General features: G+C 40.7%; 18 protein-coding genes. 17 read left to right on the forward strand and 1 reads right to left on the reverse strand.

The window, feature by feature from the left end; all coding sequences use genetic code 11:
• Positions 1-246: 246 nt before the first annotated feature.
• The 3 genes from ABMY42_RS21775 to ABMY42_RS21785 all read left to right on the forward strand — a co-directional run bounded on the left by ABMY42_RS21775 (position 247) and on the right by ABMY42_RS21785 (position 5831).
• A complete protein-coding gene (locus ABMY42_RS21775; RefSeq protein WP_349266794.1) occupies positions 247-3282 on the forward strand; it encodes a M6 family metalloprotease domain-containing protein in 3036 nt (1011 codons plus the stop codon).
• A gap of 46 nt (positions 3283-3328) precedes the next feature.
• Positions 3329-4309, forward strand: coding sequence for a helix-turn-helix domain-containing protein (locus ABMY42_RS21780; RefSeq protein WP_050908936.1), 981 nt, complete (start codon positions 3329-3331; stop codon positions 4307-4309).
• Positions 4310-4922: 613 nt separating this feature from the next.
• Positions 4923-5831 carry a LysR family transcriptional regulator gene (locus ABMY42_RS21785; RefSeq protein WP_050907269.1) on the forward strand — a complete coding sequence of 303 codons (909 nt, stop codon included), beginning with the start codon at positions 4923-4925 and terminating at the stop codon, positions 5829-5831.
• Positions 5832-5878: 47 nt separating this feature from the next.
• Here ABMY42_RS21785 and ABMY42_RS21790 read toward each other — a convergent pair whose 3' ends face one another.
• Entirely contained in the window at positions 5879-6325 is a 447-nt protein-coding gene (locus ABMY42_RS21790) for an A24 family peptidase (RefSeq protein WP_017818101.1), read from the reverse strand.
• Between the two features lie 192 nt (positions 6326-6517).
• On the opposite strand from ABMY42_RS21790, the gene ABMY42_RS21795 reads away from it, so the two are divergent.
• The 14 genes from ABMY42_RS21795 (at position 6518) to ABMY42_RS21860 (ending at position 18482) form a co-directional block, all read left to right on the forward strand.
• Entirely contained in the window at positions 6518-6763 is a 246-nt protein-coding gene (locus ABMY42_RS21795) for a Flp family type IVb pilin (RefSeq protein WP_009697504.1), read from the forward strand.
• A gap of 56 nt (positions 6764-6819) precedes the next feature.
• Positions 6820-7575, forward strand: coding sequence for a pilus assembly protein CpaB (locus ABMY42_RS21800; RefSeq protein WP_009697505.1), 756 nt, complete (start codon positions 6820-6822; stop codon positions 7573-7575).
• A 2-nt stretch (positions 7576-7577) separates the two neighbouring features.
• Entirely contained in the window at positions 7578-8921 is a 1344-nt protein-coding gene (locus ABMY42_RS21805) for a pilus assembly protein N-terminal domain-containing protein (protein ID WP_009697506.1), read from the forward strand.
• On the forward strand, positions 8921-9370 hold the full coding sequence (locus ABMY42_RS21810) for a hypothetical protein (protein WP_005445974.1): 450 nt from the start codon (positions 8921-8923) through the stop codon (positions 9368-9370). The genes ABMY42_RS21805 and ABMY42_RS21810 overlap by 1 nt, the downstream gene beginning before the upstream one ends.
• A 3-nt stretch (positions 9371-9373) precedes the next feature.
• Positions 9374-10573 carry an AAA family ATPase gene (locus ABMY42_RS21815; protein ID WP_050908265.1) on the forward strand — a complete coding sequence of 400 codons (1200 nt, stop codon included), beginning with the start codon at positions 9374-9376 and terminating at the stop codon, positions 10571-10573.
• Positions 10570-11835: a CpaF family protein gene (locus tag ABMY42_RS21820; protein WP_005445970.1), complete on the forward strand. Its 1266-nt coding sequence runs from the start codon at positions 10570-10572 to the stop codon at positions 11833-11835. Before ABMY42_RS21815 ends, ABMY42_RS21820 begins: the two co-directional genes overlap by 4 nt.
• Positions 11832-12746 carry a type II secretion system F family protein gene (locus ABMY42_RS21825; protein WP_009697508.1) on the forward strand — a complete coding sequence of 305 codons (915 nt, stop codon included), beginning with the start codon at positions 11832-11834 and terminating at the stop codon, positions 12744-12746. The genes ABMY42_RS21820 and ABMY42_RS21825 overlap by 4 nt, the downstream gene beginning before the upstream one ends.
• Positions 12746-13612 (forward strand): type II secretion system F family protein, encoded by an 867-nt coding sequence (locus tag ABMY42_RS21830; RefSeq protein ID WP_017818104.1) that lies wholly within the window; start codon positions 12746-12748, stop codon positions 13610-13612. The genes ABMY42_RS21825 and ABMY42_RS21830 overlap by 1 nt, the downstream gene beginning before the upstream one ends.
• A complete protein-coding gene (locus tag ABMY42_RS21835) occupies positions 13612-14700 on the forward strand; it encodes a pilus assembly protein TadD (RefSeq protein WP_050908264.1) in 1089 nt (362 codons plus the stop codon). Before ABMY42_RS21830 ends, ABMY42_RS21835 begins: the two co-directional genes overlap by 1 nt.
• Entirely contained in the window at positions 14697-15239 is a 543-nt protein-coding gene (locus ABMY42_RS21840; RefSeq protein WP_005445962.1) for a TadE family protein, read from the forward strand. The genes ABMY42_RS21835 and ABMY42_RS21840 overlap by 4 nt, the downstream gene beginning before the upstream one ends.
• Positions 15229-15807: a tight adherence pilus pseudopilin TadF gene (tadF, locus tag ABMY42_RS21845; RefSeq protein ID WP_017190205.1), complete on the forward strand. Its 579-nt coding sequence runs from the start codon at positions 15229-15231 to the stop codon at positions 15805-15807. Before ABMY42_RS21840 ends, tadF begins: the two co-directional genes overlap by 11 nt.
• Before the next feature lies 1 nt (position 15808).
• A complete protein-coding gene (locus ABMY42_RS21850) occupies positions 15809-17191 on the forward strand; it encodes a VWA domain-containing protein (protein WP_005445959.1) in 1383 nt (460 codons plus the stop codon).
• Positions 17192-17273: 82 nt separating this feature from the next.
• Positions 17274-17756: an OmpA family protein gene (locus tag ABMY42_RS21855; protein WP_230845224.1), complete on the forward strand. Its 483-nt coding sequence runs from the start codon at positions 17274-17276 to the stop codon at positions 17754-17756.
• Between the two features lie 285 nt (positions 17757-18041).
• Positions 18042-18482: a chromosome segregation ATPase gene (locus ABMY42_RS21860; protein ID WP_349266795.1), complete on the forward strand. Its 441-nt coding sequence runs from the start codon at positions 18042-18044 to the stop codon at positions 18480-18482.
• The last annotated feature ends 100 nt before the right edge of the window (positions 18483-18582 follow it).

The following is an 18582-nucleotide window of genomic DNA, read 5'->3' on the forward strand; positions in this document are numbered from 1 at the left end:
GTTGTAATATTTTTCATAGAATTAGTATTGTAATTAAAATGGGATTTAAATATATATTTTTACTAATCCATAGTTAAATAATAGGATTTAATAAGAAAATAAATATGTCTTATGATCCTTGAGGATATTTAAATGTGATATTAATCAGATAACCATTTTTTATAACGTTAGTAGAATTGTTAATTGGGAAGGAAAAATTGATTTTGATATACATAACGTCACTTTTTAACCTTAGTCGACGAGTATATGAAAAAAATATATTTTCCGATCATCAGTACACTGATGGCTTCTTTTGCCCATGCTAATACGTTACCTGCACCTACTTGGCATGAATTCCAATTAAATGACGGCTCTAGGAAAGAGCTAAAACTTTATGGCGACCAAGAATCTTTTTGGTATCAAGACCGGGAAGGCATTATCTACGTCTATGACGAAGATACAGGATGGTTTTATGGTCAACACGAAGTGGTTGATGGTCGCTTTGTTGCGACTTCAATTGGTGTGGAAGCCAAATTAGAAACACCACAATCAGTGAAAGCACTGTTAAAAGAAAAAGTCAGTCCGACGTCCTCTTTAGTACCTTCTAGTCGTATTGATCCGCTAAGTGATGCCTATTTTGAGCAAACGCCACTTCGAGCGGTTAACGCGACAGATGACCCAAAGCATCAACCTTTGTTGGTTGTCCAAGTAAGCTTCAATGATGAAGCGTTTGTGAACGACTTTACCGATGTAATTTTTGGTGACAACCAACAAAGCGTCAAAGACTACTTCCACAAGAACAGTTACGGACGTTATATCGTTGAACCGGCGAGAGAAACACAAGGCACAGCGAATGATGGTGTTATCGATATTACGCTGGACATTGCGCATCCGAATTGCCATTCAAAAAATGATTCGACGTGTGATGGTAAGCTAAAAGCGGCGTTCAAGGCGGCTTACGATAAGTTAGATCGTTACGTAGATTTGTCGACTTACGACGATAACAACGATGACAAAATTAGCCCTGATGAGCTGTCGGTGATGTTTGTATTTGCAGGATACGATAAATCTGCGGGCTCAATTAACACACCATATATCTGGCCTCACCGCTTCAGTCACAATACAGTTGAGATCGATGGTAAGACGATCCGTGATTACTGTTTGTTTGCGGACTTCCAAGGCAATCATCAGTCTACGATGGGGGTCATTGCCCATGAGCTTGGACACTTGATGCTTGGACTACCGGATTTATACTCCTACAAGCATTCTGGTTCCGTGGGCCAATGGGGTCTTATGGGCGGAGGAAGCTGGGCAAGCAAACAAGGCGATAGCTACGCAGGGGAAACTCCGGTCAATATGCTGGCATGGAGTAAGGAAGCTGCTGGTTTCATTAAACCTAAGGTCATTGATACTTCTGGTTCCGCGACCATTGAAACGGCACAAGGCGAGGGAGTGATGTATCTCGACCCTTACTTGAAGCAACAAGGACCTAGAGCGTACTTCGAAAACCGCCGCAAAAACCAATATGACCGTGCGTTATCTGGTGAAGGGCTACTAATCACAGCAGTGAGCGTGGACAATCGCTTTAACGACAATGGTCCAATGCAAGTACAGGTTTTCCAAGCGGATGGACTTGATGAATTACAAACGCGTGGTTGGTCTGATCAGGGGGACGTGTTCCCTGGTTCAAGCAATGTAGTGACAGTTACGGACGATACATCGCCTTCGCTAAAAACAATCACTGGCGGGCGCGAAACCAATATCTCAATTAATGATATTGCGAGCACAGCGCAAAATGGATCGCTACGAGCGTCAATTCCTTCTTCAAACAATAAATCGGCGTGGATCACCTCACTGTCAAGAACTTACGTTTATGAAGACTCACGCAATAACACAATAGGGTTTGGGTTAGATAACAACGAAGGTTACAAGACATTGGTAGGTTTCTACTTGTATGCGAAACCAATTCAGCCAAATGCCGATATGCGCTACCGCATGTTTAAGTATGACTTAACGACTAACCCCTGGGGGAATGCATCTATCAATGTTGATACACAAGTCGAAGTGTCATCGGGTACGATTCCTGATTCGGGCGGTCGAGTGATGTTTGCTGCACCATTTGAGATTGATGACGGCGAACAGCTGTTGGTGATTGAGTTAGAAAACGCGAAGCCAGAGTACAGCTACTCATTCTTGGATGCTTACTTGTCTAACGGACAGAAAAAGAAACAGTTTTTCGGTACTACAAATACGTACAAGACGAATGGTTTAAGCGAAGGTCGTGGTCGTAACTATCCGTTTGCTGCTTTGTTAGAAAAACCTCAAGCAAAACCGAGCATTACTGCCCAGAGAGACTCTGTGACGTTGATGAGTGGTGAAAGCGTTACGATTGATGTATTAGCGAACGATCGTTCTTCTGATGCAAATAACACCATTAAGTTGGACAAAATCACAACAAAACCAGCGATTGGCAGTGCAGAAATTGCTGGGCAGAAAATTCGTTACTCAGTACCTGTTTCAGATATTCCTGAGCAGAGAACAGTGATGAAGTATCAAGTGTCTGACGATTTTGGTACGACGGCTGAAGGTGAAGTTGTTATCACCGTCAATTCTCCAGTTGTCACAGCGAGCAACCTTCAATACAAAACCCAAGAAGACAAGCCTTTAGCACTTGAATTGCGTCAGCAGCAAGGATTGGAGAAGGGTGACACCATCGTGATTAAAACCGCGCCTAAGCATGGTAAGTTAGATGGCGATACCTACCAAAGTGATGAAAACTATTTTGGTAACGACCAGTTTGAATTTGCAATTGTGAAAGAAAACGGGCGTGAATCTAACACTGCAACGGCTGTAATAACGATTGAAGCGGTCAATGATGAACCAACGTTTGCGGTAAAAGCAAGCCGTAAAGAGGGCCTAGAAAACGACAAAGTTACATTATCAGCCCTTGATCTAAAAGATGTTGACTCAGCTGATCACTCGTTCAAATGGCGCCAAGTTTCAGGAACCACCGCTAAGTTTACCACCACAGAGACTCCAAATGTGGAAGTGACTTTACCGAAAGTCAGCAAGAAAAGTGAAAAGCTGACGTTTGAAGTGGCGGTAAACGACAAAGATGGCGCGATCATTACCAAAACCGTTGAAGTGGTCGTTAAGCAAGCTGTTGTGTCGGAAACCGATCCTGGTAAAAGTGAAGAAGGTGGCTCAATGGGCTTGTGGATTACTTTGTGTATGATGCTAATTAGCCTAAGAACAAAGAGTAATAATTTGTACAGATTCATAATAAGGAATGATATTCCGTAGAAAAGCATTATAATTCATTGCCTTATATGCACAGGATGAATGCAGATTGAAGGAAAACAATAAGAAAAACCTCCGTGTCGTAGCATTAGCTCCGACAGGGAGGTATTTTGCGTCAATAATAAGCTCATTAGAGATCCTAGAAACAGCGGCTGAGTTTGCTGAGTTCCCGGGTTTCATGACACATATCGTAACGCCAAACAACCGGCCATTGAGCGGTCGAGGAGGGATAAGCGTTCAACCAACTTCCCAATGGCAATCTTTTGATTTTACTAACATACTAATTATTGGCTCAATAGGAGACCCCTTAGAATCGCTTGATAAGATTGATCCTGCACTGGTTGATTGGATCAAAAAATTACATAAACAAGGCAGCAAAATAGTTGCCATTGATACCGGTATTTTTGTCGTTGCGAAGGCGGGGCTTTTGCAGCAGAACAAAGCGGTAATGCACTCATACTTCGCCCACCTTTTTAGAGAGCTTTTCCCAGAGATCATGTTAGTGACTGAGCAGAAAGCGCTCATCGATGGGAATCTCTACTTATCTTCAGGACCGTACTCTCACTCAAACGTCATGTTGGAGATTGTCGAAGAGTACTTCGGAAAACAGACTAGAAACCTAGGTAACCAATTCTTAAGCACAATAGAAGGGAGTGGAAACTCGCATTCATATTGTGATGTCTTTCGCTACATGCAACACAAGGATGAGCTAATTCTTAAAATCCAAAAATGGATTCTTACTATGGACTTGGACATCGTTACCATCAGCGACCTAGCGAATGAAGCTTGTTTGTCAGAGAGGCAATTAAAGCGCCGTTTTAAAGATGCGACCTCTATTAGTCCACTTAAGTTTATTCAACTAGGTCGTTTGTCTTTCGCTAAAGAGTTGTTGAGATCAACAAAACTGTCCATTGATGAGGTCGCTAGTCGTTCTGGTTATGTGGATACACAATTTTTCAGGCAGATATTCAAGAGAGAAAATGATTGCTCACCACTTGAATATCGCAAGAAAAAGCAAGAAAAAGTCTAATTATAAATTTATCTTATGACCTATAGCCACTCTACATGTAATGTTATTAATAAGATTATCATTTCTTTAGTCGTTTAATGCTTGCTCGGTCATTCGAACGAAAATGGCAAACGTTTGCTATTTTCGTTCGAATATAAATGAGTTGGTTTTAGATTGATTTTTAATAACGTTAGCTTATACTCACATACATGGATACTTATAATGACTTAATTTCCATTAATAATATTGTCGTTCTTATAATGTATATCGTTTGTTATAAATTAAAACTGTATGCATATTATTAAGTAGTCACTCGAAATATAAAGGGGGGGTTTAGGCCTCATAAAGGGGGTGATTAAGACACAATATTATAAAATTATCTTTTTTTAACTAATTATTTCGCAACGCGAAATAATAAATAAAACAGTCATTTACACCAAAATAAATCTCCTCTGATCAGTTGCAAATTTGAGAAATAAGCAACGTGTTTCTTATACAACTGTTGAATAGTTAGACGTAGAATAAGACGCTGAGTTATAGCGGGAAGCCAATTATTAACTGGCTCAATGTGTAGCTTTATGGATGTATAACAATTATAACTATCGGATAATTATTGGGTCTTGGTGTTAATTAAATGAAAGCTAATAAACGAACCATTGATGTAAAGTACTTACGCACTTTTTCACATGTTGCAAGACATAGAAGTTTTACTGCAGCTGCAGAAAGTCTATATTTAACCCAACCAGCCGTTTCACAACATATTAAAAAACTTGAATGTACTATAGGCGCAGAAGTCTTTGACCGAAAGGATGGTTTTAACTTGACTAAACATGGTCAAATATTACTAGATTATACGGATCAGACGATGTCGTTATATGATCAATTATTTGATGAGTTGGCTCAAGTTGATATGTTTGATCGGTATTCTATTGCGATTTCTGATTCATTCGCCCCTGAGTTAGTCGCAAAAGTAATCAGTTCTTTCAGAGTATATAACGACGTCGAGTTGGCTGTGACAAGTTATAGCGACCTTAATTGTGTCGATAAAGAAAACCACGATTTGGTGTTTGCCATCGGTGATACCACATCTGTGGAAGGGCGTGTATTTCCCCTAAACAGAGAACAATACATTTTAGCTTGTGACTGCGCGGTTGATCCTGAAGAGTGCTATCCCGAGCGAATCGTCTTTTGCAACTCTCTTTCTAGGCGAGATGCCGAGGTGCTTCTTGATTCTTTTGGTGTAGATATTTCTAAGGTAAAACATTGGCTTACGACCTCATCATCACGACTGATGATTAACGAACTACAAGCAGCAAACACGTTTGTCGTTTGTCCAAGTTGGACCTTAGGTGATCACAAATGTAGCCAATATTTATTACCAAAATACATTGAGATGTATGTTTGGTGCAACGATTCGGCAGCCAAGAAAATTGATCAAGAACGTTTAAGAAGTTTGATTACCGAAACTTTCCGACTCACATCTAAAGGAGTGGTAAGTAGAAAAGCTCCCACTTCCTTACTGACCAGTTGTGAAGTAATGTAGTAAAACGCCATGCCTATTATAAATAGGCATGGCGTTTGTATTTATAGTCAAGAAAAAAGGGATAGATAAAAGAAAAAAAGTCCACTAATACCGATCGGTATTGTGTAAGGAATGCCATTTTTAAAAGGAGGAGTTTGACGAAAAATGGCCGTCATCCACATCAAAAGAATTTGAATTCCGCCCAATAATCCAATAGCAATCATTGCTAATAACATATATTCACTATGTACACCTAAAAATAGTGCACCGATTAATTTTACATCCCCACCTCCAACTACGTTCATCATCCAAAGCAAAAAGAATGCAATAAAAATACATGTACTCACCAGAACTTGATTAAAAGGAGCTGGAGAATAATACAAGCTAGCTAGTGAGGTAACACTGATAAGAAAAATGAATCGATGCTTCACAATCCTATAGCGAATATCACCATAAAAAATACACATCACGCTGGTAAGGCAGGTTAGCCAAAAGATAAATTTTATATAATTCATTTTACTATTTTAATGGAGGGAGATTGGAATTCAATTGCTTCCTAATAATAAATTATTATGTAACGGATTACATGTGTTTATAACAACTATTTATAAATGAATAAAAAAGCTTAATTGGTGTGATTGTTTCTATTGAGGTAGATTTTCTACGTTCACGAAATGAGTGATTAATTCAAGGAAATAGAGGTAAACATGCTTTTAAACATCAATTCTAAACTTCGTAATATCCGTAACAAATTTAAGTCAGATAAACGTGGTGTAACTGCAGTGGAATACGCAATCATCGCTGTAGCAATGTCTTCAATTATTCTGTTTGTATTTAAAGATGGCACTTTGAAAACAACGCTAAATGACGCGATGGGCAAAATTTCTACTTCAATGGAAAGTGCTAACTCTGCTGGAGGTTCTGGCAATAAAGCTGACGGTAAACAAGGATAAGTTAACCAGTTATAAATTTAGAGAGGGGAAACCCTCTCTTTTAAGGTTTTTATTCTATGAGTAGAGCATTAGTTTTTGTATTTGTTGCCATCACTATGTTTTTGGCTTTTTTCTACGTCAGCGATTTTTTTGATCAGCCTGAGCCAGTGGCAGTGGTCGAAAATGAAGTGTTTGTAGAGGTCGCATTCGTTAATCGAGCTGTAAACAAAGCTGAGCCGGTTAACGCCAATGCAATAGATATTCGTGAGTTTCCCGAGTCGGAAGCAAAACAGCATTCATACGTTCCTTACGCGAGCATCAAGATTGATTCAGGTGCGCTATGGGCGAAAGACGTCAAAGAAGGTATGCAATTAACACCAGACTTGGTTTCTAATCCTGGTGAAAAAGATTACATGTATCTTTCACTTAAAAAAGACCAAGTGCCTTATTACTACTTGTCGCAAGGCAGTAGCATTGTAGAAGCGCTACCAATTCAACCTGGCGATCGCGTCAGTTTTGTTGCCACAACCTCATCTCAATCCAATTTATTAGAAAGTGGCTATTCCGATATCGATAGCTTAACGAGCAACGTCATCATTGACGGGGCTTTGGTTTTGCAATCGATGAACGTTTCTGAAGATGATGATTCGTCAAATGAAGAATATGGCTTGATTATCGCGTTGACCGTTAAACAGGTACTTAAGCTAGAAATGGCACAGAAAATTGGAGCCATAACTCTGGTTCCAGCAAAGATGGTTCATAAATACTTATCTGTAAAAAGTAGCGATTTGATTGAGCATCGATTTGGCGTTCGACAGCTGAGAGGGAATTAAGGGTGTTCAATAAAAATATATTATCAGTCACGCTGGGATTGGTTTTGCTTCTCCCAGCTTCCGCGTCAGCTGGGGATCTATTAAGCCTTGATAAAGGTGCAGCGAAGACGATTAATGTAAAACGCAACATTGATACCGTGTTTGTTGCGGATACTCAAATTGCGGATTACAAGGTCATCGCAAACGGGAAATTAGTGATTTACGGCATTGGTCGTGGTGCCACTTCTATTATCGCTTACGACCGAGCAGGAAACGAAATTTACAATGCAGAAGTGGTCGTAAATAAAAGCTTAAGGCTTTTAAAACAAACGCTTATTGCAAGATATCCCGATGAAGACATTAAGCTGACCAATATTGGTGAGCAGGTTGTTATTGATGGTGTCGTGAGCAGCGAAGAAATCAAAAACAAGGTGTATCGCCACGTAGGTGAAATGCTGAAAAAGAGCAAACAAAGGAATACTTTTGAGCTCACTAATGCAAACGGAGAATCTGGCGATGCTCTCGACTATACAGCGACTTATGTGTTTGAAGACATCATCAACAATCTGAAAGTTCTCACCACAGATCAAATCAACGTAAAGCTGACGGTTGCAGAAGTTTCAAGTTCATTCTTGACCGAGCTAGGGGTTTCATACGCTGAAACAAACGGTAAGTCCATTGGTGGTGCTGGTCAGTTCGTCAATAAGATTTTGGACTTTACTGCTGAGGATATCGTTGCGGTTATTTCAGCGAGTGGTAATGACAGCATTGGACAAGTGCTTGCCGAACCAAATCTATCTGTGATTTCCGGTGAGTCTGCAAGCTTTCTAGTTGGTGGTGAAATCCCTATTACAGTTCGCGATAACGATGGTATCTCTGTTACTTATAAAGAGTACGGGGTAAAGCTGTCTATGGTGGCTAAGGTAACGGATTCTGAAAACATTCGTTTGTCACTGCTACCGGAAGTGAGCTCTATTGATAAGACCAATGGTGTTAATTCTGGACTCATCAGTGTGCCTTCTTTGAGGACTCGCAAAGCCCAAACGACCGTACAATTGAAAGATGGTCAAAGCTTTGTTCTAGCAGGTCTGTTGACATCAGAAGAGCAAGAATCACTAGCCAAAATCCCTTACCTGGGTGATATCCCGATTTTGGGTGCGCTGTTTAGTAAAACCAATACTGAAAGAAGAAAGACTGAGCTGATCATCGTAGCAACAGTTAACCTCGTCGATCCTGTTAAAGAAACCGATATTAAACTGCCGAAGTTTAAACGAACAAGTGATCTTGAGCGTTTGTTGAAACTTGATCTTTCAAATGTTGATGACGAAGAGCTGGAAAATACGATAAAGGCGGGAGGCTTTAACTAATGAAGGCAAACCTATTGTTGGTGGTTTCTGTATTACTCTCGGGTTGCTCGGTATCGGTAACACCAAACAAAACAACCGTAGACACAATTGTAGAAACCTTTGAGTTTCGAGTCACAAACAAAGAAGTGGCGATGGATAAATCGGTTAACTTCGTCAATCAAATCAATCTTCAGTATCCGAAGTCGACATTTGCAATCAATTACGACGCCAAAGAAAGTCAGTTTGTTGATGGCTTTGTGAAAGAAATCAAAGCCAAAGGCGTAAACAAGTTGCGTTATACCCTAAACGCAAACAGCGAAAGCAAAGGCGTAAAAATCGTTGCGAAATACCACAAGATGCAAGAGCAAACTTGTGATGCTGTTTCATTCAACACCCTTAAACATCATCCATTTGGGTGCAGCTTGGAATACAACAGACGCTTGAGTATGACGAATCCTGTGGCGGAGTAAAAAATGGATTTAGATAACCTATTCAAAACGACTTCATCAAGCAAAGATAAGAAGAACAACACCATTGATCTGGTTGTTTCAGATGATTTGGCTTTTCTTCAAGCAATCGACGAGCTCTACGCAATCGAAGGTTTCTCTTCACCTTTAAAAGTCGACGATATTGATGACGAAAGTTGGCATAAAACTAACGCTGAAATAAAGCATGTCATTCTTGACTTAAGAGCATGTGGCGAGTTGATTTCAGAAGTTGCGGAGATCTCTTCAAGATTAGACGTCAGCATTTCTCTTATTGTAGTGAGTAACATGGACTCAATACTGATGCGAGATAAAGTCTTGTCATTGGGAGCCAACTACATTCTTTGGGACCCTGAACTCGATGGTCTATTAGGGGCGCTTAAAGAGTCAAGTACAGCGACATTCTCACCAACAGTTAAGAAGAAGTCTCGTATTGCCAAGCGAGTCTTAATGCTTGGTAGCAAAGGCGGGGTGGGTGTGTCCACGATCAGTGCTTTTCTTTCACACAGTTTGAGTCAACAAGCAAACTTAAAAACCTTGCTTGTTGAGCATGACACCATCGCACTTAACTCAGACATATTTCTAGGCTTAAAAGGGTTAAAAGCACAGCAAAACAGCATTGATTTGAACCAGTCTGAACTGGATGCCGCGATTGCCGGAAGTTACGTAAAACCTGTTAAAGATAGGCTCAACTTCCTCACACTAGAAAAGAACGTTGCTTGCTTGAGCGATCATGTAGATTCGCTGTTTCGCATCTCTAACGAACTGGTTGATCAATACAACTTCATCATTGACTCAATGCCGCTCAGTGCGATTGATGAGCTGACAGCAGAAGACATCAGTGACCGATACAACCGTATTTTTATTGTTTGTGAACCTTCCGTGGCGTCACTAAGAGCATACCACTCGATCAAGAAGAAGTTGGGTAAGTCTGAGCATCGAGTGATTTTCTCGATGACACGATCTCAGAAGGACTACATGATGCCGCTTCAAGGGGCGAAAGAGAAAATCAAAGCCAAAGACGCGATTGATTTTGCTTATGAAGCCAATCTAGAGAAGCTCATTATTCAACAAGGCATTCAAAATACGGCAAAGCTTAAGTTTGCACCTGCCATTGCCAATATTGTGAATTCGTTGACGGGTAAAAAAGTCAAAGTACAGAAAAAGTTCGCGTGGTTTAAGAAATGAATCACTTGAAAGAAGTTTATATCGAGATCCGGGACGAAATCTTTGACGCCTTAGATGCAGCCTCGTTAGTTGACGTTGAACCGTTGGAGCTTGAGAGCCAACTAAAAGACTCCGTTAATATTCTTATTGAGAAGAAGCAACTTCAAATCAGTAGCTTAAAGCGTTTAGAGCTGGTTAAAGCACTGCTTGACGAGTTGAAAGGTCTTGGTCCCCTTCAAGCGTTGGTCGATAACGATGAAATCTCGGACATCATGATCAATGGTCCCTCAGACATTTTTATCGAATTGAACGGTAAGGTAGAAAAATCACCAATTCAGTTCGTCAACGAGAAACAGCTCAACACCATTGCTAAGCGTATTGCCTCAAATGTGGGGCGTCGAATTGATGAATCAAAACCGCTTTGTGATGCTCGTTTGGAAGATGGAAGTCGTGTAAACATTGTTATTCCGCCTCTTGCAATCGATGGGACATCCATTTCGATTCGTAAGTTCAAAGAGCAAAAAATCAAGCTAGAAAACTTGGTTCAGTTTGGCGCGCTATCGGTTGAAATGGCAAAGCTGCTTTCGATTGCCAGCCATTGTAAGTGCAACATCCTTATCTCTGGGGGTACGGGTTCAGGTAAAACAACCTTGTTGAACGCATTGTCCGGTTTCATTGGTAGTGGTGAACGTATCGTTACCATTGAAGATGCGGCCGAACTTCAATTGCAACAACCACACATTGTTCGATTGGAAACTCGTCAAGCAAGTGTTGAAGGGACGGGTGAAATCACTGCGCGAGATTTGGTAATCAACGCCCTGCGTATGCGACCAGATAGAATCATTGTTGGTGAGTGTCGTGGTGGTGAAGCGTTTGAAATGCTTCAAGCAATGAACACTGGTCACGATGGCTCAATGTCTACGCTTCACGCGAACACCCCTCGTGATGCGATTGCTCGTGTGGAGAGTATGGTAATGATGGCGACAGCCAGTCTACCGCTTGAGGCGATTCGTCGAACCATCGTGAGTGCGGTTGATCTGATAGTCCAAGTACGACGACTCCATGATGGTAGTCGTAAGATCTTGTTTATCAGTGAAATTGTTGGTCTCGAAGGTGACAACGTTGTTATGGAAGATATCTTCCGGTTTGAAAACAACGGAATGGGTGATGAAGGCAAAATCTCGGGCGAATTTCGAACGCCAGGTCTTTCTAAGCGCTCTGTAATTTATGAGCGTGCGAAGTTCTTTGGCTTGGATGGGGCGCTGCAGGAGCTGTTCTCATGATGCTGATTGTCATTTTGCTATGGGTTGTAATTGCGTTGTTTCTGTTTATTGGGCATTCGAAAAAACAGAAAGAAATCACATCGATCATTGAGCAATCTAATACGTTCGAGGGCGTTTCTGGCTCTCGAGCGGTTATCGATTCAGAAAGCTTTGATATCAGCTACCGAAAAAAGATTAAGGATAAATTTAAGCAGTTGAAAAAGCTGTTGAGTCCTAATGCAGGAATCAAATTAATTGGCTTTTTTGCGGGCTCTTCATTAGCGGTTTACTTCGTTAACGATTGGTTCTTCATGTTTGAGTATTGGAAAGTGTTGCTTGCTTTGGAGCCAATACTATTTGTGATGTTTATTCTCAAACTTAGTGGCATTCAAGCGCAGCGATTCAAGGATAACTTCCCGGATGCGCTGAACATTCTTTCTGGTGCGCTCTCCTCGGGTCAGAGTATTGTCCATGCGTTCGAATATGTGGGCACTCAGCTTGATAATGAAGTAGGCGAAGAGTTCAAGAAGATGTCAGAGCGCCTACTTATCGGTGAAGACCCAGATGATGTCTTGGCGCGAAGTGCTGCGTCGTTCCCTTATGTTGAGTACTTTTTCTTTGCGGCGACGATTCGAATCAACTTGAGTCGAGGTGGTCAACTAAAAGACGTCATTAACCGTATCAACCGAATCATGTTTGAAGCAAGGGCGATCGAGAAGAAGAAAAATGCACTGACGTCAGAGGCGCGTGCTTCAGCAAAAATCATCGCGGCTCTGCCGGTAATCTTTATCATGATTTTGAAAGTAACCAGCCCTGAAAATTATAACTTCGTGATGTTTGAAGATGGAGGGAAGCCTATTTTCTATTACGTGTTGATCAGTGAAGCTATCGGATTCTTCTTTATCTACATGATATTAAGAGGGGTGAAGTAGTGGTCGATATAAAATTAATCTTTTTAGCATTAGGGTTGTTTATTTCACTATCTGTCGCGTATTACTCGTTAAAAGTGTTTGATAAAACCAAAGCGAATATTTCGACAAAGAAGATCATTGACTCAACCCAAGAAAAGACGCCTTTTGCGGATAAGTTGGCAGTACAACTTTCGCGCCTGTCTTTTAATAAAGAAGAAACGAAAAACAACTTAGTTAGAGCAGGGATTCATAGTGATTTTATTGCGCAAGCTTATTACCTGTTGAAGATTATACCACTGTTATTTTGCTTAGCATTTATTGGTTATTCTTACATGCAGGGAGACATGGAGTTTTCATCTGCGTTTATTTCATTCTCGCTTTCGATGCTTGTGTGTTTGATTGCGCCAGATATGTACATTTCATCGAAAGGGAATGCGAACGTTCGTCACGTCAGTAGTCGACTGCCTTTCTTGCTCGACTTAATGAACGTGTGTGTGCATACCGGGATGACGCTCGAAGCGAGCTTGGAATATCTGTCGAACGAGCTAAAAACAGTCGATGAAAACCTGGCTTATGTTGTTAAAAAAACGTCAGAACGAGCCAAAATTGTTGGTTTGGATCGAGCGCTTACTGAGTTCTATGATCTGGTTCCAACCACAGAAGCGCAAAGCTTTGTCATGACTCTTACTCAAAGCTTGAAGTACGGCTCATCAGTAGGTGCGGTATTAGCTTCCCTCGCTTCTGATATTCGAGAAATAAACATGCTCGATTTGGAAGAAAAAATAGGAAAGATGGGGGCAAAAATGTCCATACCAATGATCGCTTTTATCATGGTTCCTATTGTTGTTCTAATCGCAGCGCCAGGGATAATGAGGATGCTAGGATAATGAATGTAAAAAACTATATTTCCCTTTTTGTTTTACTGCTTTTAAGTGGTTGTTCAACCATCAATCAGGAATTAGTAACCAAAGAAAAACTACTAACTAATTCTGGACAAACTGAACAACTGATCGAGTTTTATAAAGCAAATTTGGTTGAAGTTCCAAGCTATAAGATAAAGCTGATCAATTTATACCTCGATAATAAAGACCAAAAGTCTGCCGAGTTATACATAAATACTCTTGAGAAGAAAGACCTCGAAGATCCAGAGATTATTTACATCTTAGCTAAGTTGGAATATCTAAAACGTAATTATGACGCAAGTGAACGCTATCTAGATGACTATTTAGAAAACGGTGGTCCGAAGGGTAATTATTATCTTTTAAAAGGCAAGATTTTAGCGCGTAAGAAAGATTACAACGGTGCAATCGCCAACTTCAACGACAGCAAGAAAAACGGCGCATCGGACCGAGAAGCGAATAACAATATTGCCGTCGTGATGATGTTGCAAGGTCGTCCGGAACCTGCGATGGAACTGCTCTACAGCTTGTTTGCGGCTAATCCGAACGATGAAAAGGTCCGCTCAAATCTACTATTAGCTTCGACTCGCTCGCACCGGCCTGACGTAGCACTGGAAGTGTTAAAGCACGACAGCAGCGAACAGGAAGCGCGAGTCAAACTGAAAAAACTCATGCAGAGCGTTAAACCGCTTCCTAAAAAAGTAACGAAAACAGTTCAACCAAAGCAGGTCGCTAAAGTAAAGGAAAAGAAAAATATGGAAATGGAAACGAAATCAGTCGATTTGAAACCAAAGTACGTAGCACGCTCAGTTCTAGATCCAAAAAACTTACGCCCTAAAGCACCTTCAATTTACCGAATTCAAGTTTTGGCAACCTATAAGGTGATTCCTTCGGATTACTTAAACTATCTGAAAGGCAATTATGGAAGTGTGTATTCCTACACGCACGGCTTATGGAAGCGTTACTGCATTGGTGAGTTCAGTGATATCAATGACGCAAAGAAATTTCTTGAAAATATGGATATCAAAGGTGCCTTTGTTGTTGATTACACGAAGAAAAGGTACGTCGAGCTATGATCAAGTTTCAAAAGGGAAGTTTGACGGTCGAGACCGCAATGGGCTTGCCAGTTTTACTAATGGTTCTGTTTACTTGGTTTGACTTGTCGGTTTTAACGTACTCAATGGGTGTGACGGATCATGCATTAACCACAGCAGTGATGAGCAGTAAAAAGCAAGGCAGCTCTCACAGTACTGAAAAGGTCGACTACCAAGACGTAATTAAAACCAAGCTTGAATCAAGTGGTGGCGCACTATGGTCAAAAGTTGTTGATCACTCAACGGTTTCGGCATCAGTTTATTACTTTAAAAACCTAACTGACTTTATCCATTGTAATCGCAGTGGAAAAGCGTTGAGTGAATGCCCAAACATCAAGAAAGGCGACACTGCTGAAAACTCAGTCAACATGCCAATTGCCATATACCAATTGAGCTTCACCTATCAGCCTCTGTTTAACTTTGTTATGCCAAGCATGAACATTAGTCGCGAGATGGTCGCGGTTCAGGAGTACGAGCGCTGTACGTTCAAGTTAGGAGAGGAGATCAGTTGTGGTAACTAAGTCAAAGCAAACCGGTGCTTTTATTGTTGAGCTTGCATTGGTCTTACTCTTTTTTGGCTCCATTATTGCCATGCATATCAACTACACCATCGCCGTTAATAAAAAAGGGCAGTTGGATAGGGTGGTGTATTCGATCGTCAGTGTTATTAGTGAACGCCGACAGTTGTTTGCCAATGAGCTCGATATTTGTGGCGCAGGAGGTAAGCAGTGCGAGACACATATGAACAATTCGTTCGATATGGCGAAAGGCATGTTGAAACGCACACTACCAGATTTTGACGAAAATGAGCTGGGGATGCGAGTCATAGAGCTATCTTTGATTGATAAAGATAAGAAGCTTGTTAGAACCACCGCCTTAAAAGGCATGACGGCGGGGTGTAATTTTCCGGATCTAGAGGAAATTACAGTGGAAAAAGCAACAAAACTATTGCCTTTGACTACGCAGAACCGACGCCTTCCTCTTTATCATGTGTCTCTTTGCTACAAAACGCCGTTTAACATTATCGGTCTTATGAGCGGTGAGCCGATCAAAGTCGTGACCAGTTCCTATTCATTTGCAAGGATTTAATATGAAGCGCTTCACTAAGCAAAAAGGGGTTGCTGGGATCATATTTCTTTCGTTTCTCCCTATATTAATCATCACTTTCTCGTTTTCTGTTGGCTATACGCAACGTTTGCTTGCGCACTCAAAAATAGAGGAGGCGGCTGAAGTTGCGAGTCTTGCCTTGATTGCAAGTCCAGGCAAAGACAACCAAGAAGACAAAGACTATGCGCAGAGAATTGTCGACTTATATATTACCGACAATATTAGCGACATTCAGATCAACGTATCGACCAAGAAGTGTGAGTACAAAGACGGTTGTGTTCAGAAAGCCAATGAGTTATCGCCATTTGCAGACTTCACCGTGGTTGCGACCTCTGAGCATGATTCATGGATTTCACATAATGAAATCGGCGTAGAGCCAAAATTCAAAGTGTCTGGCGACTCGATCACCCGGAAATACTTACCTCAACCGGTGGATATCTACTTCATACTGGATACCAGTCAATCGATGAGTAACCTGTGGTATGGGCAAAACAACAAAACCCAGATGCAGGTGGTGAAGGAAACGATCACCAAAGTTGTCGAAGATTTGAAGGACTTCAAAACCGGTGAGAATAAGAAGAGCCGCGTTGCCTTGTTGACTTACAACGCCTACAACGTGAAATACGATAAAAAAGATCGCAGACTAAAATTCTACGACTATGCAAGTGAGTTTTCTCACACAGAAGCATCTTTCCAAAGCATTGTCGATGATATGTTTGACCAGTCTGTGGATGAACAAAACGTGTACCACTCTAGTTATTACAATCAGGCACGAGATATTCCAATAACAGACAACTATCAGGAATTTATCAATATCTTGAATTCGAATAAGGTAATGCCTGCTAGGGGCGGCGGCACCAATTCTTGGTTAGGTCTGATTGCAGCAGCGAAAGAGGCAGACAAAGTTAAGAAAGAAGAGCGTAACCCAGAACAGGTGTTTATCTTCCTTTCTGATGGTGCAGATACAGACGTACGATTCCCTGACTATCTCCATCGAAACAGTACGTATAGAAACAAATACGACGTGGTCACGAAAAGTTATCGAGACAGTTATGGTTATATTCAGTATCAACAAGTTTACGACAAGTTCTTGAAGTCATTAGTGCGTGAACACAACCTTTGTGAACAGCTCAAGAAAAGAATTTCTAGCAAAGAAAATAAGTTTCAAAGTGAACACGCGAAGTTAGAAGGTGAAAAAACAAAAGTCACTATGGGCGTTATAGGTGTTAACTACAACGTACAAAAGGACGATGGATTCGGTGATTGTGTTGGCGAGAAAAATATTTATCACGCAAAAAATGGTAAAGATGTCTACAAATACATATTAAATCTGATTAACGAAGAGACAGGACGATTAAAAGATTAAAATGAAAAAATTATTATCAATCGCGATTATTTTTACCTCAAATGTCGCACTCGCTAATTGTATTAATCATGATGAAAACTACGTGAGCTCTAAAATTCTTAAAAGTTCCGAAACAAAAGTCACTCAGGTTGTTGGTAAGTTAGCGGTGACGGTAAATGAAGAACGCTCTATTGTACAGGATAAGAGAGTAGTTAAGGTTGAAGGGTTGAATGCGACCGACAGCTGCACCTTTGATAAGAACTCGATGTCGTTGATCCTCAACTATGATACTGATAAATATCGTTTAACAGACACTCACAAACAAGCGATTTCGCAATACTTGGAACTGGTTGACGAAGGTACTCGTGTTCTTGTTGAAGGGCATACTGATGAAGTCGGCTCTCAGGCTTATAACAAAGGCTTGTCTGCTCGTCGCGCGAATGCCGCAACAACATACCTGAAACAAGGGTTAGGTCTAGGCAACAGGATTGTTGAAAAAGCATTCGGTGAGTCTGCGCCGATTTGTAAGGTAAATGAAAACAAAGTATCTGGCTGTAACCGTCGAGTTGTATTAACGATAGACTAATGTGTAATCCACTTTTTGCTGTTGTCATTATAATTTTTATGTGCTCACTATTAAGTGGGGTTGTTTAGTAAAAGAGCTTGGTACTTACCAAGCTCTTTTATTACTGATATTTATTATGGAATAATAAATGTCTATTTCATTTTTCAATCATTAATCGATAGCATTTAATTTTGTTTTTATACAACGATAATTAAAATGTCTATTTCTCGATGCGTTATCGCTTCTACCTTTTTTCTATTCATTAGCCACCCAGTATATTCAGCGGAGCTCATTATTGGACCAACTATGAGTTCGCAGTTAGAGAGGGTGATATCAAATCCTTCCATTAAGAAGGACGTATCCGATTCATTGTTAGGAATCGACAAGAATCACAATCACATCCGTGACGACGTGGAAGCAGTGTTGAAAGCACTCAAAATCAGTGAAATTAATCACGATTTTCTTTTGCGTTACGTACAATATTCTTCAAGCATTTTGCAACACGACTTCTCGAGTAACGATGCGAATAATCAGCTCTTGGCATACGAGATCTACAAAGATTACCGTTATGTCAGACATTGCTTTAAGGAAGCCGGGGTGGACGGTAAAGATCTTTATGATGCGATACATGCGGTAAATCGATTGATGTTCAATACCGATGCTCGAATTGTCGCGTACCTGAGCTACGAAAAGTACATAGACATAAGTACCATGTATGAGGGCATTAGTTACGATTGTAATAACTAGGGTTTGTTGTGATTTCAATTGGGAGGGACTGGGTTAGAGGAAGATTTCTTATACCTTGGAAATAAATGACAGTGTCACTTTTTACTTATAGTCTTTTGTC

It is taken from the genome of Vibrio sp. SSH13-20 (assembly GCF_040104475.1).
Lineage (GTDB): Bacteria > Pseudomonadota > Gammaproteobacteria > Enterobacterales > Vibrionaceae > Vibrio > Vibrio harveyi.

Coding starts and splice junctions, on each gene's coding strand:
- ABMY42_RS21775 (WP_349266794.1), top strand. CDS start 247: ATGAAAAAAATATATTTTCCGATCATCAGTACACTGATGGCTTCTTTT.
- ABMY42_RS21785 (WP_050907269.1), top strand. CDS start 4,923: ATGAAAGCTAATAAACGAACCATTGATGTAAAGTACTTACGCACTTTT.
- ABMY42_RS21790 (WP_017818101.1), bottom strand. CDS start 6,325: ATGAATTATATAAAATTTATCTTTTGGCTAACCTGCCTTACCAGCGTG.
- ABMY42_RS21795 (WP_009697504.1), top strand. CDS start 6,518: ATGCTTTTAAACATCAATTCTAAACTTCGTAATATCCGTAACAAATTT.
- ABMY42_RS21800 (WP_009697505.1), top strand. CDS start 6,820: ATGAGTAGAGCATTAGTTTTTGTATTTGTTGCCATCACTATGTTTTTG.
- ABMY42_RS21810 (WP_005445974.1), top strand. CDS start 8,921: ATGAAGGCAAACCTATTGTTGGTGGTTTCTGTATTACTCTCGGGTTGC.
- ABMY42_RS21815 (WP_050908265.1), top strand. CDS start 9,374: ATGGATTTAGATAACCTATTCAAAACGACTTCATCAAGCAAAGATAAG.
- ABMY42_RS21820 (WP_005445970.1), top strand. CDS start 10,570: ATGAATCACTTGAAAGAAGTTTATATCGAGATCCGGGACGAAATCTTT.
- ABMY42_RS21825 (WP_009697508.1), top strand. CDS start 11,832: ATGATGCTGATTGTCATTTTGCTATGGGTTGTAATTGCGTTGTTTCTG.
- ABMY42_RS21835 (WP_050908264.1), top strand. CDS start 13,612: ATGAATGTAAAAAACTATATTTCCCTTTTTGTTTTACTGCTTTTAAGT.
- ABMY42_RS21840 (WP_005445962.1), top strand. CDS start 14,697: ATGATCAAGTTTCAAAAGGGAAGTTTGACGGTCGAGACCGCAATGGGC.
- ABMY42_RS21850 (WP_005445959.1), top strand. CDS start 15,809: ATGAAGCGCTTCACTAAGCAAAAAGGGGTTGCTGGGATCATATTTCTT.
- ABMY42_RS21860 (WP_349266795.1), top strand. CDS start 18,042: ATGAGTTCGCAGTTAGAGAGGGTGATATCAAATCCTTCCATTAAGAAG.